Below are 18,693 nucleotides of genomic sequence, written 5' to 3'. Positions count from 1 at the left end.
CGCGAGCTTAGCCGCGCGTGTCGACCCAGTGGCGTGCCCAGCGTGCCGAGTGCTGCAGCGCCTGTTCTTCGTTCTTGAAGTAGTCGAGCGAATAGAACTGGTAGCGCCCTTCGGTGCGCGCGCTGTCGGCGCGTTCGAGCAGTAGATTGGATGAAAAAGTGCCATCGGGCAAACGGTGCGCCGAGGGTTTCACGGCATAGCCGTTGTAGTGATGAATATGTTTGTTTTGCATTTTATATTTTAATGATGTTCAAGTGCACGCCTGCCTTGCGAACCCTTGTACGAGTCGCGCGGATGAGTTGATTCGAGCCATTGCGAGCCGAATCCTGACGCAACCGGAAGGCGAAAAATGGGCGTTGAAGCCGGAGGGGAGAATGAGGTGCAACGAGGCGTTTGGCGCTCAGGCAAGCTGCTTGGAATGACATGCAGCTCAAAGCGATACGCGCCAACTGTGGGAGACAAAGCTCCGCGAGGATGTCGCTGCAGCCCGATGTCCGTTGCCGGACACCGAGCCCTTCAAACTTACAGCGGCTTGATGTTAGCCGCTTGCAGACCCTTCGGGCCTTGCTTCGTTTCGAAGCTCACTTTCTGATTCTCAGCCAGCGTCTTGAAGCCGTCGCCGCTGATTTCGGAGAAGTGCGCGAACAGGTCGTCGCCGCCCTTGTCCGGGGTGATGAAGCCAAAGCCTTTGCTGTCGTTGAACCACTTAACGGTACCGGTATCCATGAAGAATCCTTGAGGTAAAAAATAGAGAGATGTGCTCTGTGAAAGAGCTGAGAAGCGTCAAGGAGGGAGAGGACAACGAATACCGCTGACAGAGCGAGACATTGATGAACAGCAATCGAACTTCTTGAACTTCGGATGCCACAATAACCGCGGGGGTGTATCAGCGTCAACACTTAACTTGTAACTGTCTTGCCGGACGCCGCGGATGGCCTGCGCCTGACGTTTGCCGATAAAGTCCTGGTGCCCGGCCTGCCGAGCCGCGTGGCACGGCAAGCCGTTCGAGCGGTCCCGCGTTTTCAGATGCCCACTTTGTGTGCCGTCAGGATCAGGCGCAATCCCAACGCCGCGACAGCGCTCGCGGCAACGCGATCGACCCAGGCTTTCCATTGCAGGTAAATTTCACGCGGCCGCTTGCTCGAGAAGCACAACGCGACGACGGTGTACCAGCCGGCTTCGATAGCGAAGATCGCGGGCGGCAATGCAAAGTAGCACCACAACGGCGGATGTTGCGGCAGCAGCGCCGCGAAAATACTGCCGTAATAGACGGCCGTCTTCGGATTGCTGAGTTGTGTACTCAAGCCGATCCAGAACGATTTGCGAGCATTGCCCGAGACCGCTTGCGAGGCATCGAAAGCAAGCGGTTTGGCGGCGCCGCGCCAGATTTTCGACGCGAGGTAGATCAGATACAACCCACCCGCCACTTTTAGGCCGACGTAGAGCCATTCGACACTCGCCAGCAAGGTATAGAGACCGAGCAACGCGATGCCGCTAAAGAACACGCCGCCGACACCCATGCCGAGGGCGGTAGCGAGACCATCGCCGCGCGACAGTCCGATCGCATTGCGCGCGACGATCACGAAGCTCGGTCCCGGACTCATGGCGCCTAACAGGAGTGCGGCCAGGATGGTGATGATGGCGGTTGAAGCGGTCATGGTCGAGAGTCTCCTGTGCGCGAGCGTGCTAGTCAGTGAACATAACATGAGAGAAGTGGCTTTGCTTTTTTTGTCCTTTCTGTGCGCTCATTTCCTGTCAATGAGTATTGCCGCTCCTACTCGCAGTCTGGATAACCCGATGGGAATTGAAAAGCCCTGCATCGCGGACTAACAATTCGTTGCTGCAAGCAAAAGAAATTGGATGCTAGAATCGCTTTCCATACGCTGAAGCAGCCCCGAACCACGGGGCGAGACACGAGCGCAATTCGATCCAGTTGCCGACGAATTCCCCATAATCCAAGATTTATTGGGCATGATTTCCAGGTGCGAGTTTTCCCGCATCGGGAGAGGCATCGCGAGTTCGATTTGCACTCGAGCCATCTGAATCACTCATAGGCTTCGCGTTCTTTAGCGAAGCCTTTTGCTTTTCTAACGCGAGCATTATTAGCCGCGACACTGGTACGTTATGAAAGAGCTTGGGGAACAACGGCAGCTCGACTTCGACGGGAATGCGCGTGAGCGCCTGGTCGCATGGATCCGCCGACGCATGGACGAATACGGCATTACGATAGAAGCGCTCGCCGAAGCGATCGAAGCCGATGTGGCCGCGACGCGGGCCGTGATGTATCGCGACGCTTACGGCAATACGTGGGACGGTCATGGAGACAAACCGGACTGGCTCGCGCGTGCAATTTACGCTGGACAGAACATCGATCATTTCCGTTGCTAAGGGGGCGTCTGCTGCTTGCGTGCGGTTGTCGCATAGCGAGTTGGCGCGTTCCTTTGCCGTTGATCGCGTGCACGATCTGCCTTAAGATCGGCGGGTCGTTGCCGATTCCGTGCCCATTCATGCGGGCGCATGCGGCACAGAACTGGAAGCTGCATGCCGCACGGTCGTCGAACACCTTCATCTGAATTTCCGGCTTTTCGTTTCCCTGCATGGCTCCGTTGTCTCGCGGTATTCGGCTTGTTGTGGCTGAATATCGGCTGGTCGTTTGGAGCGGCCCACGAGCCTGCGCGTCAGCCGTCCGCGCGCGCTAGCCGGCACGTTGAGCCGTCCACAAGGCGCACGTCCAAAGCGAAAGCACAACGCGCGAGCAAAGCGAAGAAGCCGACTGCCGGCAAGACTCGGCGGCGTGTCGCGCACAAGCGAAAGCACGTGGCTAGCACCGAGCGGACGATGCATGTCGGCAAAGTCACACCCAAACATCGCCGGCAAGCTGCGCGCAATGCGCGGAATCCACGCGGAGTGAGACGCCCCACAGCGTTGGCGAAGGCCGATACGCAAAGTGCATCAACGTCGCGCGTCTCGATGTCGCATGAAAGCCCTCGTTTGTTGGCGCGCTGCGGCTATACGCCGAAATCCCGCGCTTTGCTTCGCGCCAGATCCGTCTACGTCGTCGACGAACGAACGCAAACCGTGCTTACCGAAAAGCAGGCGGACCGCGTCATGCCAATTGCTTCGGTATCCAAACTGATGACCGCGGTCGTGTCGCTCGATGCAAAGCATGCACTGAACGTGCCGCTTAACGTCACGGTTCAGGATCAGGATTTCGACAAATTCACTGGTTCACGTTTGAGTGTCGGTTCGACGCTGTCGCGCCACGACATGCTGCATATTGCGCTGATGTCGTCGGAGAACCGCGCTGCGGCCGCGCTCAGTCGCGATTACACGGGCGGCCGCCCAGGTTTCGTGGCGGCGATGAATGCGAAGGCGCGCTTGCTCGGTATGCGGCACACGTCGTTCGTGAATGGCACGGGCTTGTCGGCGCAGAACGTTTCCACCGCGCGGGATTTGTCGTTGCTGGTTGCCGCGGCCAGCCGTTATCCGCTGATTCGTGCCTATTCCACTGATCGCGATCAGATGGTCTTACCCGGCGGCGGGCGAGCGAGCCTGAGTTATCACAACTCGAATGCGCTGGTGCGAGGCGGCGACCGCTCGATCGTGCTGCAGAAAACCGGCTATATCAACGAGGCCGGGCACTGCGTCGTGGTGCGAATGAAGGTGCACGGCAGGCCGGTGGACATCGTGGTGCTGGGCGCGCCAGGCGCGCACGATCACATTGCCGATGTGGTGAGAATCAGCCGCTGGCTGCGCTGTTCGCTGCGGTAGGCGGTATTCGTCAGACAAGATAGCCGAAAAAAGCCCAAAAAAAAGCCCGCGCAAGGCGGGCTCAACTACTCGGAGTTTCGCGATCCAGTCGCTAGAAGGATCATGGTCAGTGTATGTGAAAGCTATATGAAAGTGTAGAAAAACCGCGTCAAAGATCGAAAAATACGGTTTCCTTAGCGCCTTGCATGTGGATATCAAAACGGTAAACGTTCGCCACATTCGGCTCGCGGCGCGCGATCAGCGTGTCGCGTCGCTCCGCTGGAACCGCTGCCAGCACGGGATCTTTCTCGTTCGCCGCGGCTTCGTCCTCGAAATAGATGCGCGTGAACGTGTGGAGCAGCATGCCGCGCATGGTCAGGATCACATTCATATGCGGCGCTTCATCCGGACTGGCCCGGCCCGGTTTCACCGTTTCCACGACGAAACGTTTGTGCGGATCCGTGCCGGTGCCCACACGCGCAAAACCGCGAAAGCCGGTCTTCAGGATTTCCTCACGCGACTCCGGGAAGTGCCCGTTCGAGTCCACTTGCGACACTTCGAGCATGGCGTCGCCAATGACCTTGCCGTCGCCATCGAAGACCTGCCCGACAAGCGTGATGTGCTCGCCGGCCGCTTCGCGGTCAGCCAGGACCGGCGTGAACAGGCTCTTGAAGTCGAAATCGTACTGCTGCGGACACAGACCGTACGCGAAGTAAGGTCCAACCGTCTGCGAAGGCGTTTGCTTGAGAGTGGTCATGGCTTAGCGCTCCATCGGAGTTTCGTTGCGGCCGCGCAGCACGATGTCGAAGTCGTAGCCGAGCGCATAGGCCTCTTGCGTGGTGTCGAGCGAGAAATCGGCAATCAGGCGGTCACGGGCGTGCTCCGGCGTGCCCTGGAAGATCGGGTCGAATGCCAGCAGCGGATCGCCGGGGAAGTACATCTGCGTGACGAGGCGCGAGCCGAAATGGTCGCCGAAGAGCGAGAAGTGGATATGGTTCGGACGCCAGGCGTTCGGATGGTTGCCCCACGGATACGCGCCCGGCTTGATCGTCAGGAAACGGTAGCGGCCTTCGTTGTCCGTGATGCAGCGGCCCGCGCCGAGGAAATTCGGGTCGAGCGGCGCGTCGTGCTGATCGGCCTTGTGCACATAGCGGCCGGCGGCGTTGGCTTGCCAGATTTCGACCAGCGTGTTGCGCACCGGGCGGTTGCCTTCGTCGAGCACACGGCCCGTCACGATGATGCGCTCGCCGAGCGGTTCGCCGTTACGCACAGCGTTACGTGTGAGGTCGTGATCGAGCGCGCCGAGGTCGTCGGTGCCGTAGACCGGCACGCGCTGGTCGCGCAGCTTTTCCTTCAGCGGAATCAGCGGAAGCGTCGGGCCGCGTTTGACCGACGAACCGTAGCCGGGGTAGACGTAAGGCGGATGGGACGGGAAGTCGCGCGCGCTGAGAAAGGAATCGTCCATCAGTGTCTCCTTCGAGGAATTGTGGGGTACGACGTTATGGAGAGACTTTATCCAACCTAAGAGGTTATGCAAAATGACGTTTTCGCCCTTTTCGTATAACCTGCCGTTATGCAACGCAGCCTCGCGGACAGCCGCGTCAAATTCCGTCATCTCCAGTGCTTTCTGGCCGTCGCGCAGTTCGGCAGCGTCCAGCGGGCGGCTGACAGCCTGTCGATCACCCAGCCCGCGGTCTCCAAGACGGTGGCCGAACTGGAAGCGATTCTCGGCGTGAAGCTGTTCGAGCGCGGCCGCCACGGCGCCGTGCCGACGCGCGAGGGGCAACTCTTCATGCCTCACGCGAGCGCTTGCGTGAGCGCGCTGCGCCAAGGTGTCGATCTGTTGTCGCGCGCGGAAGGCGCGGCCGCGGCCACGCTGGAAATCGGCATTCTGCCGACCGTTGCAGCGGCGTTGATACCGCCGGTGCTGAAGGGGTTCGCCGCGCTCTGGCCGCGCGTCATCGTACGCCTCGCGACCGGCGCCAACCCGGAATTGCTCGAGCGCCTGAAAGCGGGCACGATCGAATTTGCGATCGGTCGGCTGGCCGATCCCGAGCGGATGGTCGGGCTCAGTTTCGAGCAACTGTTTAGCGAGCCGTTGATCGCGGTGGTCCGCGCCGGGCATCCGTTGGCGGCGGGCGCGGGGTTGCCGGCCACGTCGCTCGAAGATTTTCCGGTGGTCTTGCCGCCGTTCGGCACGCTGATCCGGCAATCGGCGGACAGTCTGTTGAGCGCATGGGGCGTGCCGCCGTTGTCGGCGTTCATCGAGGTATTGTCGGTTTCGACGGGCCGCGCGTTGACGCTGGAGAACGGCGCCGTCTGGTTCGTTCCCCTGAGCGCCGTCGAATACGAACTGGCGCACGGCATGCTGGTACGTTTGCCATTGCCCTTCGCCGGCACCGGCGAGCCGGTCGGATTGATCCGGCGCTCGGACACGCAACCGTCGCCGGTCGGGCGGGCGTTTATCGAGGCGGTGCGCGAGGTCGCGCAGCAGCGCATGGCTTCGAGTGCGGATAAGGCAGCAGGAAAAAGGGTGCAGAAGCGGAGTCGTAAATAGGGCGTTTCGTCTTTGATCGGGAGTGTCTGATAGCGCGAGGCGTAGGGCGGCGCCATCGAGTGAACCATTCGGTACAAAATGAAGGTTGCGAATGCCGTGCTACCCGGTGTACAAACACGGTGCAAAAGCCGTCGCGGGCCGTGATGCCGCGGCGCACCACGCATGCGGTGTCACACTAAGGGTGTGGTGGCTGCTTGCACCGAACACCAGTAACAGCGGGAACAGCGTCGAAAGACTGTAAAGGAGATTGCCATGCCCAGCGACTTGCCCACTCCAGACGCCGCGCTGCGCGCCGTGTCGGCGCCTGAGCACAATCCGCTCGGCACTGCCGGCCTCGAATTCGTGGAATTCGCCGCGCGCGATCCGCAGGCGCTCGGCGAGACCTTCACCAAGCTCGGCTTCAAGGCGATTGCGCGGCATATCAGCAAGGACGTCACGCTCTATCGTCAGGGCGAGATGCAATTTCTTATCAACGCCGAGCCGGACTCGTTCGCCGCGCGCTATGCGGAAGAATACGGCGCGGGCATCTGCGCGATCGGCATTCGCGTGGCGGACGCGCAGCGCGCCTTCGACCGCGCGATCGAACTCGGCGCATGGGCGTTCGAAGGCGAGAAGATCGGCACGGGCGAGTTGCTGATTCCGGCCATTCAGGGCATCGGCGACTCGCATATCTATTTCGTCGACCGCTGGCGCGGCCGCGGCGGCCAGCGTGGCGGCCTCGGCGACATCTCGATCTTCGATATCGACTTCCGGCCCATCCAGATCGACACAGCGCATGCCGACTTGAGCCACGCGGGCAACGGCCTCATTGCAGTCGATCACCTGACGCAAACGGTCGGCGAAGGCCGGATGCAGGAGTGGCTCGACTTCTATCGCGACCTGCTCAACTTCCGCGAGATTCACGAGTTGCACGCCAACTGGCATGTGTCGGCGGAATCGCGCGTGATGGTGTCGCCGTGCGGCGCGATCCGCGTGCCCTTGTACGAGGAAGGCACCAGCCGGACCAATCTGATGCACGAGTATTTGCCCGATCACCCGGGCGAAGGCGTGCAGCATATCGCCCTTGCCACCGACGACATTTTCGCGTGCGTCGAGCAGTTGCTCGCAAACGGCGTCGAATTCGTCGAGCCGCCGCCGCGTTACTACGATCAACTCGACTCGCGTCTGCCGGGTCATGGGCTCGATGTCGCGCGACTCAAGCGCACGCACGTGCTGGTTGACGGCGAAATCGGTGCGGACGGCGTGCCGCTGCTGTTTTTCCAGACCTTCGTGCGGCGCCGCGCCGGCGAAATATTCTTCGAGATCGTGCAGCGCCAAGGTCATCACGGCTTCGGCGAGGGCAATCTGAGCGCACTGGCCAAAGCGCGCGAACAGGCTGGTACCTGAAGATTTGACCTGAAGCCCGCGTCGTCAGCTCAAGCCGTGTCGGGCGGGCTGCCTAGCTCGGGATTTACCGCGTTGTAGGCCGCGGCTTCGTGCAACAGCCACTCGCGGAAACTCGCCAGCGGCCTGCCATGACTCAACTCGGTCGGATAGACGAGGTAGTACGCCGAGTCGGCGACGGCGGGCGCATCGAGCGGAATCACGAGCCCGAGCTGGTCGAGCTGCGCGTCGACAAAAAAACGCGGCACCAGCGCAATGCCGAGGCCGGCTGCGGCCGCGCTGATCAGCATGGTGTGCAGTTCGTAGCGCACGCCCTGCATGGCCCGGTTGTCGTCGACGCCCACGCCGGCGAACCATGACGCCCAGCCGTCCGGCCGAGTGGTGGAATGCAGAAGCGGGTAGTCCAGCAGATCGGCGGCGCTTTGAACGGGCCGCTTCAGCAGACTCGCTGCGCAGACCGGCACGACCTCTTCGCTGAACAGAAAATCCGCGGACGTGCCCGGCCAAGTGGGCTTGCCGTAGTGAATCGCGGCCTCGAAATGGGTCTCGGCGAACGGGAACGTGCCGGTTCGCACGCCCATGTTCACGCGCACGTCCGGATACTGCGCGTTGAATGCCGCGAGCCGCGGAATCAGCCATTGCGACGCGAAAGTGGGCAGAACCGCCAGTTCCAGATAACCGCCGCCGCTGCCGTGCGCGATGATGGACAGTGTGTCGCGATCGAGTTGTTCCAGCGAGCGCCGCACCTGCGCGCTATACACCTTGCCCGCTTTCGTCAGCACCACGCGCTGTTTGACGCGCACGAACAGCCGCACGCCGAGATTGCTCTCCAACGTATTGATTTGCCGTGAGACCGCGCTCTCGGTGAGAAAGAGTTCGCGCGCCGCGTGCGTGAAGCTCTCGTGCCGCGCGGCGGCTTCGAAAGCGAGCAGCGCGCCCATGTTGGGGATCTTGAACTTTCGCACGTTGATTCCAAAAGCGCATCAAGTGGCGATTTTATCTCGCTTTACGGCAAGCCGGGCGATTTGAATAATCACGTCTTCGAGCATGCCATCCGGTGCTGATTGCATCCGAGCCGGCAGGTCTGTTCGAACACGTCAATCAGCGCCCGTCAAAGCCACGTAGAGAACCGCTATGCGAACCACCACGAATGCAAATGTCGAACAACTGCTGCTGAAATTGCTCGGCGCCGAAAAAACCACACGGCTCTTCGCGACGCTAAACCATCCGCGCATTCTGGACGAATGGGAGGACGGCACCGTCACGCGCGCCGAACTCGCGCAGGCAATGAACATGGCGCTGTTCGAGGATCTGCTGGCGCGCTCGGCGAACGGCCGCCAGTACACCGAAGAGACGATCGCGGCGGGCGGCAGCGTGTACTTCGATCACGGCGCGTTGCGCACGGTGCGCTGGCCGCACAGCGGCGCGCTGCCGACGGGCGAAGCCGCGTTTGCGCGCATTCTGCGTCCGCTCGGCTTCAGCATCAACGGCCGCTATCCGCTCGACCGCCTCGGCATGACGGGCCGCGCGTGGGCGCATGACGACGCGCCCGATGAAATCGCGCAGTTCTTCGTCAGCGAATTGCATCCTGAGCGGTTCTCTCCGGAATTTCAGCAGGCGGTGACCAACGTGATCGGCGCGTCGCGCGATCCGTTGACGCCGCGCGCTCTCGGCCAGTTGTGGGAGCTCGAGCGCGACGGCGTGCTGCCGCTCGACTCGGCTCATGAATTGTTGCCGGTGATCGTCGGTGCGTTCGCGCGCCAGCACGACACGCCACGCGAAGCCGATTACGAAGTATTGTTGAGGGAATCGGCGGAGATGGCGTGGATCGCCACGGAAGGCAACGCGTTCAACCATGCCACCGATCGCGTCGCGGATGTCTTTCAATTGTCCGACGACGAGAAGGCGAAGGGTCGTCCGATGAAACCGGAAGTGGAGCGCTCGCGCTCGGGACGCGTGTTTCAGACGGCGTATCGTGCCGATCTCGTGCAGCGCGAGTTCCGCGCGGCTGACGGCAGCGTCGTGACGCGTGAAGTGCCGGGCTCGTTCTACGAGTTCATCACGCGCAAGCGGACGTTCGATCAGGACGCGCGTCGTTGGGAAACGGACCTGCGTTTCGACGCGGGCAACGCACAGGGCATCTTCAAGATGACCGCGAGCCAGGCTGCCTGAGTGCGAAACGACAGCGCACAGACACGATGAACGGGGAGCGCAGTGGGAACGTCATTTGATGAGGAACAGGGCGCGAGCGTCGATGAACTGCACGCGAACGGCACTAGTGCACCGAAGCAGGCGCCACGCGTTGCCACGCCTTTCTCCGGTACCGCCGCCGTGATGCAGGCGCTCGAAGCCGATTTGCGCAGCCACGTGCGTGGCGAAGTGCGCTTCGACCAGGGTTCGAAAGCGCTGTATGCGGCGGATGCGTCGAACTATCGGCAAGTGCCGCTCGCCGTCGTCGTGCCGGCGGATGTCGACGACCTGTTGGCCACGCTCGCCGCTTGCCGTCGCAACGACGTGCCGTTTCTCCCGCGCGGCGGCGGCACGTCGCAGAACGGACAGTGCGTCAACGTCGCGGTGGTCGCGGACGCGAGCAAATATGTGAACCGTGTAGTGTCGGTCGATCCGGTCGCGCGCGTCGCGATCGTCGAACCCGGCGTGGTCTGCGACACCTTGCGCGATGCCGCCGAACAGCACGGCCTCACTTTCGCACCCGATCCGGCGACGCACAGCCGCTGCACGCTCGGCGGCATGATCGCCAACAACTCGTGCGGCGCGCATTCGGTGATGGCCGGCAAAACGGTCGAAAACGTCGAGGCGCTGGAAATCGCCACCTTCGACGGCGCGCGTTTCTGGGTCGGTCCGACCTCCGATCAGGAACTCGAACGCATCATCGGCGAGGGCGGCCGTCAGGGTGAAATCTACGCCGCGCTGAAGCAGTTGCGCGACACCTACGCCGAGCAGATTCGCGCGAAATTCCCGCAGATCAAGCGGCGCGTGTCGGGCTTCAATCTCGATCAGCTGCTGCCGGAAAACGGCTTCAACGTCGCGCGCGCACTGGTCGGCACCGAGGGAACGTGCGCGCTCACGTTGCAGGCGAAAGTGCGCCTCGTGAAGAGTCCGGCGATGCGCGTGATCGTCGTGGTCGGCTTCACGGATATCTACACGGCGGCGGATGCCGTGCCGCATTTCATGCGCTGCGGGCCGATCGCCATCGAAGGACTGGACCGCGCGATCATTCGCGGTTTGCAGGCGCGCGGTTTGAAGAAGGACGAGATCGCGTTGCTGCCCGAAGGCGATGCGTGGGTCGTGCTCGAATTCGGCGCGGACACGCAAGGCGATGTGATGCTTAAAGCGCGAGCCGCCGCCGCTTACTTTGCCTCGGGGGAAGCAGGGCCGAACGTCTCGGCGATGCTCGTCGAAGACCGGGCGTTACAGGCCAAGGTCTGGTCGATTCGTGAGACGGGCGCGTCGGCGGTGGCGTTGTCGGTCGATTCCGGCACGCCGGACCCCGTGGTCGGCTGGGAAGATGCGGCGGTCGATCCGCTGCGTCTCGGCGACTATCTGCGCGCGTTCCAGGCACTGGTGGATCGCTACGGTTACGAGACGAGTCTCTACGGCCATTTCGGCGACGGCTGCGTGCACGCGCGCATTACCTTCGACCTGCGCAGTGCGAAAGGTGTGGCGACGTGGCGCAAGTTTCTGCGCGAAGCGGCCGAACTGGTCGTCGAATTCGGCGGCTCGCTGTCGGGCGAACACGGCGACGGCCAGGCCAAGGCCGAGTTTCTGCCGATCATGTACGGCCCCGAGTTGATGCAGGCGATGGAGCAGTTCAAGGCGATCTGGGATCCGGCCAATCGTCTTAATCCGGGCAAGGTGGTGCATGCGTATCGCGCCGACGAGAACCTGCGCATGGGCCCCGCCTACAAGCCGGTCACGTTGCAAACCAGACTGACGTTTGCGAGCCAGCAAGGCGACGGTTTTCAACGCGAGATCGAACGATGCATCGGCATGGGCAAATGCCGCTCGCTCGAAGGCGGCACGATGTGCCCGAGTTATCGCGCGACACGCGAAGAGAAATATTCGACGCGTGGCCGTGCGCATCTGTTCTGGGAAATGCTGCAAGGCGACGTGATTGCCGACGGCTGGCAAAGCCGCGAAGTGAAGGAAGCGCTCGATACATGCCTCGCCTGCAAGGGCTGCAAATCCGATTGCCCGACGCATACGGACATGGCTTCATACAAGGTAGAATTTCTTTCGCATTACTACGAGACGAATCGTCGGCCACGGCAGGCGCTGTTCATGGGACGCATCGGCGAATGGGCGCCGTGGGCGGCGCGTTTTCCACGTCTGACGAACTTCATGACGTCGGCACCGGGTTTGTCTTCATTCGGCAAGTGGCTGGCAGGCGTGGCGCCAACGCGCGAACTGCCTCGTTTCGCGAACGCCACATACAGGCAGATCGCACGACGTTCGCCGCAATCGGCGCGTGATGCTCGCGGCGACGTGAAGAAAGTGATCCTGTGGGTCGATACGTTCAACGATCACTTCACGCCCGAGATCGCGCAGGCCGCTGCCGATGTCTTAAAGCAATTGGGCTGGCATGTCGTGTTGCCGAAGAACCGGTTGTGCTGCGGGCGGCCGCTGTATGACTTCGGCCTGCTCGAACGCGCGCGCGAACTGCTCACGCACATTCTCGACGACCTCGCGGACGATATCGCCGCCGGCGTGCCGCTAGTCGGTCTCGAACCAGGTTGTTTGTCGGTGTTCAAGGACGAACTGCTGAAGCAACTGCCCGATCATGCATTGGCGAAGAAGCTGTCGGCGCAAACTTTCCTGTTCTCCGATTTCGTCGCGCGTCAGCCGTTCGATTGGCCGACGCTCGCCGCGGACGTGATCGTGCACGGACATTGCCATCAGAAGGCGCTGTTCGGCATGCAGGGCGATACCGCACTGCTGAACAAGCTCGGCGTGAAATGGAAACTGCTCGATACGGGATGCTGCGGTATGGCGGGATCGTTCGGTTTCAACACGGAGCATCACGCGCTGTCCACGAAGATCGGCGAAGACACGCTATTTCCGGCGGTGCGTGCGGCGGGCGCGGAGACGATCGTGTTGACCAACGGCTTCAGTTGCCGTGAACAGATCGAGCAGGGGACGGGGCGTCACGCAATGCATATCGCGCAACTCGCGCAGCGGGCGTTGGCGGCGCGCTGAAGCGGGCTTACGCGCGTTGCTGCGCTTGCGTTTACTTTTTCGTCGATTCGATGGTGGCCGGCGCTTGCGGAATGTCGGCGCTGGTCGCCATCCACAACACTTCGGCGTCTTCTTCGCTCGTGGAGACCGCTGCGTGACCGGTGCGGCTGTCGAAGTACAGACTGTCGCCGGCGTTCAGATGCGTCGGCGCATACAACTCCGAGTAGAGGCAGACGCTGCCGCTGATCACGTACAGAAACTCCTCGCCTTCGTGACGGCCCCAGTCGTCGAAGGCGTCGAGCGTGTGCGCGGAGATGCGGATACGAAACGGCAGCATCGCCTTGTGGGCGAGGTCGGTGGCGAGCAGTTCCATCTGGTAGCCGCGATACGCGTGGCGCTGGCCTTCGTTTTTGCGGGTCAGCGCGCGGCGGCCGCTGGCGCTGACTTTTGGCGTGGAGCCGAACAGCTCGCCGATTTCAATCTTCAGTCCGAGGACGATTTTCTGCAGCACGTCGAAAGTGGGGGACATCAGGCCGTTTTCGACCTTTGAGAGCGTTGAGCGGGACACGCCGCACAGGCGGCTGGCAGTTTCCAGCGTCAGGTCCTGCGCCTGGCGGGCGGCGCGGACGCGGCGGCCGAGGTCGGTGATGGACGGATCGGCGGATTTGGTGAGATGGGTGTCCATGGGGCTTGATGCTCTAAATGCGCGCTTGGAGGGACAATGTTGTTTCCGATAATAACATTTGGGGCGAGCGGCAAGTCTGCGGGCGAGATTCGGGCGTTAGTGGTGGGATTTTCGCCAGCGCTTTGAGCCGTCGCGCGAGGCCTGAGCAGGGAAGTCGATTCGCGAGATCGAGGCGAGCGCGACATTCGCGCACTTTTCTCATCGGAAACTTGATTCATGGCGGACGAGTGGCGGCCCGATGGTGTCGTTGCCGGCCTCAATATTAATTTGGGCCGCCAGTCGCGTTTATATCGCGGGCCTGATAATCCTGGCGTCGTTCGGAAGGAAGGCATTAGTTCAGGTATTGTGCGGCGCGTTATGTTGTCTCCCGCCATCCGCGAGCCTTGATAACAGCTTCGCCCGGTCGGTGCAGTAATTCCGATTATCTGGATCAGGAAAATTCAAATAAAACAGGTGCTTGCGAGATATCCACAGCCCAATATTCGATTAATCGCAGAGTCTATTATGCGATCGGCATATTAATAAATTCTGTCAAATCGTCTCGATGATAGATTTTCCATTGTCGTATGCATTACGATGCTGGAATTAAAAGCAGCATCGACAACATAAACGATCCATGTCTCAGAATCGTAAAAAACGACCAACGGGGAATCAGGCGCGCAGAAAGCCGCTGGGTAAAGCGAAACTTTTGCCGCATACCACGACATACGTGCGCGAACAGTCGTTGCGCTGGCATCTCGCGTTGGCCGCATTTCAGGCGGGTAATGGCAACGGCGAATTACTGGCAAACCTGGTGAAGGCGCTTTACCTGGCCTGGTATCTTCAACAGGCCGGGTTCGGCGCGCTGGAGCGTGACCTTTATCTCGATGCCGAACGTATTCTGGATGCCGCCGCCCGGAGCGCGAGCCGAGAAATCTGGCGGATCGCGGCAGTGGACTGCGCGCCGATCACGAGGCTTCTCGATCTGCACGAGCAGCAGCTGCAAACAGCGCCGGTATTCGCAGTGGACGAAGCCGAGTCACGCGTCGTGCGCTTCGGTCAGAGCGATAAACGATCGCCATGGTGAGCGGATTTGAAGCATGACAGGTTCAACGTGTTGGGCGTCGCAGGCAGTTATCGTGGAGTCGCGCATCACGATTCCTTTTTTGACACAGGGTGTCTTCAGTCCAGTCGTCGCTGATTTGGGCGCCATCCCCGGTCAGGCGCGCCCCAAGCGTTCGCTGAATCCTTGTGTTGCAGCGTGCAGCGCCGCGCTCGGACTATCGAGCGGCCGTCTACCCTTCTGGACGAGGCCGGCGGCGGCCGCCATCCACGGATGAGCGAATGCGACAACGGTCGCGCCTGCCTCATACGCCGCATCGGCTGATGACGCGGCCGCCACGAGGCACGCTTGAATGTCCCCCGCTTTGAATAGCGCCCAGACGTGGCCGACGTGAACGACTTCCACCGACGCAGCATGCTTGCTCGCATGCTCCGTAAAGAGTTTCCTCGTCGCCTCGATTGCCGATTCAGCCGCGCACAACACGACGATTCTCCCGCCCACTTCTGCTGCCGCCGCAGCCAAGGCGACATCCGCCCGGACGATGGGCACAGGCGGACTCTTGATATCGGCCACCGCAGGTCCGAGCGTGCCGCAAGTGAGAATGACAGCGTCGGAATCGGCTGCCAGCGCGAGAAGATGCTGGTTTGTCTGGGCGCGCAACTCGTCGGAAAACGCCCCCGTTCGGTCGACGGCCTCGCGAAGGTCCGCTCTCACTTCATGGTGAAGATCTTCGGCCCGCAGTCCAAGCGTTTCTGCTGCCTGCTCAAACACCTGGCGGTTCCCATCCATCGTATGCAGAAACGAAATACGCATTGCCGTGTGCCTCGTTATCAGGTTTGTCGTGTCGATGCCGCTTCGTATTGCCACGCCGGCGGGCGCCCCAATCGGTTCCGCTGCATTGTTGCAACGTCGGTGCGGGCTAACAAGGCAAGCGCTCGTACCGGTATCGCGGGTACCTCCCTCGCGCGAGCGATCCGCGGCGATATAGCGGCCTTATGGTCCGTTGTTCCGCGCATTCGAGACGACCGTTGAGCCCTAATATCATCGGTCCGCGTGCTGTTAGCTGTCATTTAGCTTGTATCCCGAACGTCGCCGGACGTCCGCAGACGTAGTAACGTATAAAATTTAACCTTTCGCCCCGTTACATTGATTCTTGAGGCGCATATGTCCACGGACACAGACACAATCACCGATGAACAGATCGCTGCCATCGCCGATCGCATGGTCGAAGAGGGCAGAAGAGTGTCGCCAGTGACAATCTGGAAAGAGGTTCGCGGCGGTTCGCTGGTGGCGATAGTCGCAGCCTTGCAACGCTGGCGCGAGGCGCGGCAGGCCGACACACCGCAAGCACAGGTCCAGCCCGGATTGCCGGAGGGCCTCGCCGAAACGGTCATCAGCGCCGCGGATCGGATCTGGGCGGCGTCGCAGCACGATGCGGAGAAGGCGTTCAATCAACGTCTTGTCGCGGTGAACCAGGACCTTGAAGCTGCCCTCGCGGAACGGGACGAAGCGCTTGCCGAGTATCAAAAGAGCATCGATGAAATGGAAGCGGGGCGCAATCGTCTCAGCGCGCTGACGGACGCGCTGAGCGCGTCGGAAAGTGCTGCCCTACGCCTCGAGGCGGAGCGCGCGACCGCCGCCGGTCGCGCCGAAGCGGCCGAAACTCACGTCAACGAACTGGTGCAACGTGCATCCGCGCAAGACGCCGAACTGGAAGGCATGAAGGCCTCGCTCGACGAAGAGCGCTTGGCGCGCGAAGAGTTGGCCACGGCGCTGACCGGCAAAACCGATGAAGTCGCTCAGATCACGCAGGAGCGAGATCAGGCGCGGCACGAAGCCGTAACACTGAGCGACGCCTGTCAGGCGAAGACAGAAGAGGCGACGCGATTCGCGCAAGAGGCAAGCGCGGCTACGTCGCGCGCTGAAGCGGCGGAGGCACGCATCGAGGAGTTCGTGCAGCGCGCGTCCAACGACCAGACCAAACTGGAAGCCGCGAACGCGTTGCTTGAAGAGGAACGCCAGGCACGCGAAACGTTGGCCACGGTTGTCGCAAGCAAGAGCGATGAAGTAACGCGAATCACGCAGGAACGCGATCAGGCCCAGCAGGAAATCGCCGCTTTGCGCGACGCCCATGAGGCGAAGTCGCAAGAAGCCACGCAACGGTCGCAGGAGGCGAGCGCCGCTTCGTCGCGTGCGCAGGCCGCTGAGGCGCGCGCGGAAGAACTGGCGCGGCAAGTGTCGTTGCAGGTCGAGGACCTGGAATCTGCGAAGTTGTCGATCGAAGAGGAACGCCGGGCACGCGAAGAACTGGCGTCGATCGTCTCGGTCACGAACGATGAGATGACGCGCGTCGCGCAAGAGCGTGATCTTGCGGTGGAGGAAATCACATCGCTGCGCGGCGCCTATGAGGCCAAGTCGCTCGAGGCGAGTGCTGCTGCGTCTCGCGCGCAAACGGCAGAGGCGCGCGTGGCAGAGCTTACGCAACGCGTTTCGTCGCTAGATGCCAGCCTGGAAGCCACGAATGCGTCGCTTGAAGAGGAACGCAAGGCACGGCAGGAATTAGCCTCGGCTGTCTCCAGCAAGACCGACGAAATAACGCGCCTCACGCAGGAACGCGACCAGGCGCTCCAGCAATTCGCGACATTGGAAGCCGCGTATCAGGCGAGCTCGCATGAAGTGACGCGGTGGTCGCAGGAAGCGAGCGCCGCGACGTCACGCGCTCAAGCAGCAGAGGCACGTGTAGAAGAACTCGAACAGCGTGCATCGGCGGATCATGCCAATCTGACAGCGACGAACGCGTTGCTGGAAGAAGAGCGCAAAGCACGCGAAGAGTTGACCGCGGTTGTCTCTGCCAGGAACGACGATGTAACGCGAGTCACGCAGGAACACGATCAAACTCGACAGCAGTTCGCCACGTTGCGCGACGCCCATCAGGCGAAGTCGGAAGAAGCGGCGCGCCTGTCCGACGAGTTGAGCGCGGCAACGTCGCGCGCGCAGGCAGCCGAAGCACGCGTGGAAGAACTCGCGCAGCGCGCAGCGTCGCAAGCTGCCGAACAGCAAGCCGCGACGGCTTTGCTGGACGAAGAACGCAAGGCACGAGCGGAGTTGGCCGCAGAGCTATCAGCGAGGCACGATGAAATAGCGCGAGCCATCGAGGAACGCGATCATGCCCAGCAGCAGATCGCAGCGTTGAACAGCGCCTATCAAGCCAAGGAAGAAGAAGCGTCACGGTTGTTGACGGAGTTGAACGCGGCTTCATCGCAGGCAAAAGCCGCTGAAGCGCAGGTAAGCGAGAACCACGCGCAGTTCGCCGCAGTGGAAGCCGAGTTGAAACAAGCCCGCGCTGTGCTTATCGCGGAGCGCGAGGCAGCCCAGGTGCGGGCCGAGGAAGCGTCGGCTCAACTCAGCGAGTTGCAGCGCGTCACGCATGAACTGGAGGAGGCGCGGGAGCAGATCAGCGCCGTGACCGAGGCGAAGACACTCGTCGGTGCGAACCTCGCTCGGCTATCGCAGGATGCATCCGCCGTGAGGGAACGCGCCGAGGCCGCCGAACGCCATGTCGCGGAGTTGGAGCAGCGCGTCGCGGCGCAAACCGCGGCCATCGCGCAACACGCTCAGCGCGCCCAGCAACTCGCAGCCCGCGCCGAGGAAAACGACAATGCGGAGGAGGTCGCGGCATTGCAACGTCAAGTGTCGACGCAAGCCAAAGCCCACGCAAAGGCCATGAGCGAGCTTCGCACTACGGCCGAACAGTGGGTCGCGCACGCCAAAGACCTGAAGCAGCGGCTCGGTCTCGCAAGCGAAAAAATCTTGTTCATCGACGCGCGCAGCACCGGCGAGGTGGCGCTCGTCAGGCGGCTTTCATCCGAACTGGAGCGACTCAAGCCGGACCACGAATTGATCTCCAGAGAGGCGCAGCAAAAACTGATCGCCGCGACGATGACGCACCAACTCGCGCAGAAAGGCTACCGTTACGATCCGGCCACGGCGGTAATGTCGAAAGTCACGACCTGACGCAAGCCACCGGTCAGACGCGCAATGCAGAAAGGCGCGCGCATGCGACGCGCGCCCTATGAACCCGAC

General features: G+C 61.7%; 16 protein-coding genes. 8 read left to right on the top strand and 8 right to left on the bottom strand.

Annotated elements, in window-relative coordinates:
* Window positions 1-7 precede the first annotated feature (7 nt).
* The 3 genes from PQR54_RS29435 to PQR54_RS29425 all read right to left on the bottom strand — a co-directional run bounded on the left by PQR54_RS29435 (window position 8) and on the right by PQR54_RS29425 (window position 1,658).
* Complete coding sequence (locus tag PQR54_RS29435; protein WP_012428560.1) at window positions 8-232, bottom strand: hypothetical protein; 225 nt, start codon at window positions 230-232, stop codon at window positions 8-10.
* 290 nt (window positions 233-522) lie between these two features.
* Window positions 523-726, bottom strand: coding sequence for a cold-shock protein (locus tag PQR54_RS29430; RefSeq protein ID WP_012428559.1), 204 nt, complete (start codon window positions 724-726; stop codon window positions 523-525).
* Between the two features lie 296 nt (window positions 727-1,022).
* Window positions 1,023-1,658 (bottom strand): LysE family translocator, encoded by a 636-nt coding sequence (locus tag PQR54_RS29425; RefSeq protein ID WP_408251910.1) that lies wholly within the window; start codon window positions 1,656-1,658, stop codon window positions 1,023-1,025.
* A 466-nt stretch (window positions 1,659-2,124) separates the two neighbouring features.
* Here PQR54_RS29425 and PQR54_RS29420 point away from each other — a divergent pair, with 466 nt between their 5' ends.
* Window positions 2,125-2,388: an H-NS family nucleoid-associated regulatory protein gene (locus PQR54_RS29420; protein ID WP_106313261.1), complete on the top strand. Its 264-nt coding sequence runs from the start codon at window positions 2,125-2,127 to the stop codon at window positions 2,386-2,388.
* A 153-nt stretch (window positions 2,389-2,541) separates the two neighbouring features.
* A complete protein-coding gene (locus PQR54_RS29415) occupies window positions 2,542-3,771 on the top strand; it encodes a serine hydrolase (RefSeq protein ID WP_408251908.1) in 1,230 nt (409 codons plus the stop codon).
* Window positions 3,772-3,919: 148 nt separating this feature from the next.
* Here the strand turns inward: PQR54_RS29415 and pcaG are convergent, their stop codons facing one another.
* Both pcaG and pcaH read right to left on the bottom strand, forming a co-directional pair.
* The gene (pcaG, locus tag PQR54_RS29410) at window positions 3,920-4,507 is read right to left on the bottom strand and encodes a protocatechuate 3,4-dioxygenase subunit alpha (RefSeq protein WP_408251906.1); all 588 of its coding nucleotides are present in this window, start codon (window positions 4,505-4,507) and stop codon (window positions 3,920-3,922) included.
* 3 nt (window positions 4,508-4,510) lie between these two features.
* Window positions 4,511-5,215, bottom strand: coding sequence for a protocatechuate 3,4-dioxygenase subunit beta (pcaH, locus tag PQR54_RS29405; RefSeq protein ID WP_408251904.1), 705 nt, complete (start codon window positions 5,213-5,215; stop codon window positions 4,511-4,513).
* Window positions 5,216-5,323: 108 nt separating this feature from the next.
* Here pcaH and pcaQ point away from each other — a divergent pair, with 108 nt between their 5' ends.
* Complete coding sequence (pcaQ, locus tag PQR54_RS29400; RefSeq protein WP_408251902.1) at window positions 5,324-6,307, top strand: pca operon transcription factor PcaQ; 984 nt, start codon at window positions 5,324-5,326, stop codon at window positions 6,305-6,307.
* A 252-nt stretch (window positions 6,308-6,559) separates the two neighbouring features.
* Window positions 6,560-7,693: a 4-hydroxyphenylpyruvate dioxygenase family protein gene (locus PQR54_RS29395; RefSeq protein ID WP_408251900.1), complete on the top strand. Its 1,134-nt coding sequence runs from the start codon at window positions 6,560-6,562 to the stop codon at window positions 7,691-7,693.
* 29 nt (window positions 7,694-7,722) lie between these two features.
* Here the strand turns inward: PQR54_RS29395 and PQR54_RS29390 are convergent, their stop codons facing one another.
* The gene (locus PQR54_RS29390; protein ID WP_408251898.1) at window positions 7,723-8,655 is read right to left on the bottom strand and encodes a LysR substrate-binding domain-containing protein; all 933 of its coding nucleotides are present in this window, start codon (window positions 8,653-8,655) and stop codon (window positions 7,723-7,725) included.
* Window positions 8,656-8,824: 169 nt separating this feature from the next.
* Between PQR54_RS29390 and PQR54_RS29385 the strand changes: the two genes are divergently transcribed.
* Window positions 8,825-9,862, top strand: coding sequence for a DUF1338 domain-containing protein (locus PQR54_RS29385; protein ID WP_408251897.1), 1,038 nt, complete (start codon window positions 8,825-8,827; stop codon window positions 9,860-9,862).
* A 42-nt stretch (window positions 9,863-9,904) separates the two neighbouring features.
* Entirely contained in the window at window positions 9,905-12,904 is a 3,000-nt protein-coding gene (locus PQR54_RS29380) for an FAD-binding and (Fe-S)-binding domain-containing protein (RefSeq protein ID WP_408251895.1), read from the top strand.
* Between the two features lie 31 nt (window positions 12,905-12,935).
* Here the strand turns inward: PQR54_RS29380 and PQR54_RS29375 are convergent, their stop codons facing one another.
* Window positions 12,936-13,568, bottom strand: a complete 633-nt coding sequence (locus PQR54_RS29375) for a helix-turn-helix domain-containing protein (RefSeq protein WP_408251893.1) — start codon at window positions 13,566-13,568, stop codon at window positions 12,936-12,938.
* A gap of 616 nt (window positions 13,569-14,184) precedes the next feature.
* Between PQR54_RS29375 and PQR54_RS29370 the strand changes: the two genes are divergently transcribed.
* Window positions 14,185-14,634, top strand: coding sequence for a hypothetical protein (locus tag PQR54_RS29370; protein ID WP_408251891.1), 450 nt, complete (start codon window positions 14,185-14,187; stop codon window positions 14,632-14,634).
* A gap of 132 nt (window positions 14,635-14,766) precedes the next feature.
* Here the strand turns inward: PQR54_RS29370 and PQR54_RS29365 are convergent, their stop codons facing one another.
* Window positions 14,767-15,423: an arylsulfatase gene (locus tag PQR54_RS29365; RefSeq protein WP_408251889.1), complete on the bottom strand. Its 657-nt coding sequence runs from the start codon at window positions 15,421-15,423 to the stop codon at window positions 14,767-14,769.
* Between the two features lie 351 nt (window positions 15,424-15,774).
* On the opposite strand from PQR54_RS29365, the gene PQR54_RS29360 reads away from it, so the two are divergent.
* Window positions 15,775-18,624 carry a DNA-binding protein gene (locus PQR54_RS29360; RefSeq protein ID WP_408251888.1) on the top strand — a complete coding sequence of 950 codons (2,850 nt, stop codon included), beginning with the start codon at window positions 15,775-15,777 and terminating at the stop codon, window positions 18,622-18,624.
* Window positions 18,625-18,693 lie beyond the last annotated feature (69 nt).

The sequence above is a fragment of the Paraburkholderia phytofirmans genome, assembly GCF_046028095.1.
Lineage (GTDB): Bacteria > Pseudomonadota > Gammaproteobacteria > Burkholderiales > Burkholderiaceae > Paraburkholderia > Paraburkholderia phytofirmans_A.
The sequence above is the reverse complement of the archived record's forward strand: the minus strand, read 5'-3'. Positions and strand labels throughout refer to the sequence as shown.

Coding starts and splice junctions, on each gene's coding strand:
- PQR54_RS29420 (WP_106313261.1), top strand. CDS start 2,125: ATGAAAGAGCTTGGGGAACAACGGCAGCTCGACTTCGACGGGAATGCG.
- pcaH (WP_408251904.1), bottom strand. CDS start 5,215: ATGGACGATTCCTTTCTCAGCGCGCGCGACTTCCCGTCCCATCCGCCT.
- PQR54_RS29385 (WP_408251897.1), top strand. CDS start 8,825: ATGCGAACCACCACGAATGCAAATGTCGAACAACTGCTGCTGAAATTG.
- PQR54_RS29430 (WP_012428559.1), bottom strand. CDS start 726: ATGGATACCGGTACCGTTAAGTGGTTCAACGACAGCAAAGGCTTTGGC.
- PQR54_RS29375 (WP_408251893.1), bottom strand. CDS start 13,568: ATGGACACCCATCTCACCAAATCCGCCGATCCGTCCATCACCGACCTC.
- pcaG (WP_408251906.1), bottom strand. CDS start 4,507: ATGACCACTCTCAAGCAAACGCCTTCGCAGACGGTTGGACCTTACTTC.
- PQR54_RS29360 (WP_408251888.1), top strand. CDS start 15,775: ATGTCCACGGACACAGACACAATCACCGATGAACAGATCGCTGCCATC.
- PQR54_RS29370 (WP_408251891.1), top strand. CDS start 14,185: ATGTCTCAGAATCGTAAAAAACGACCAACGGGGAATCAGGCGCGCAGA.
- PQR54_RS29395 (WP_408251900.1), top strand. CDS start 6,560: ATGCCCAGCGACTTGCCCACTCCAGACGCCGCGCTGCGCGCCGTGTCG.
- PQR54_RS29415 (WP_408251908.1), top strand. CDS start 2,542: ATGCCGCACGGTCGTCGAACACCTTCATCTGAATTTCCGGCTTTTCGT.
- PQR54_RS29365 (WP_408251889.1), bottom strand. CDS start 15,423: ATGCGTATTTCGTTTCTGCATACGATGGATGGGAACCGCCAGGTGTTT.
- PQR54_RS29435 (WP_012428560.1), bottom strand. CDS start 232: ATGCAAAACAAACATATTCATCACTACAACGGCTATGCCGTGAAACCC.
- pcaQ (WP_408251902.1), top strand. CDS start 5,324: ATGCAACGCAGCCTCGCGGACAGCCGCGTCAAATTCCGTCATCTCCAG.
- PQR54_RS29425 (WP_408251910.1), bottom strand. CDS start 1,658: ATGACCGCTTCAACCGCCATCATCACCATCCTGGCCGCACTCCTGTTA.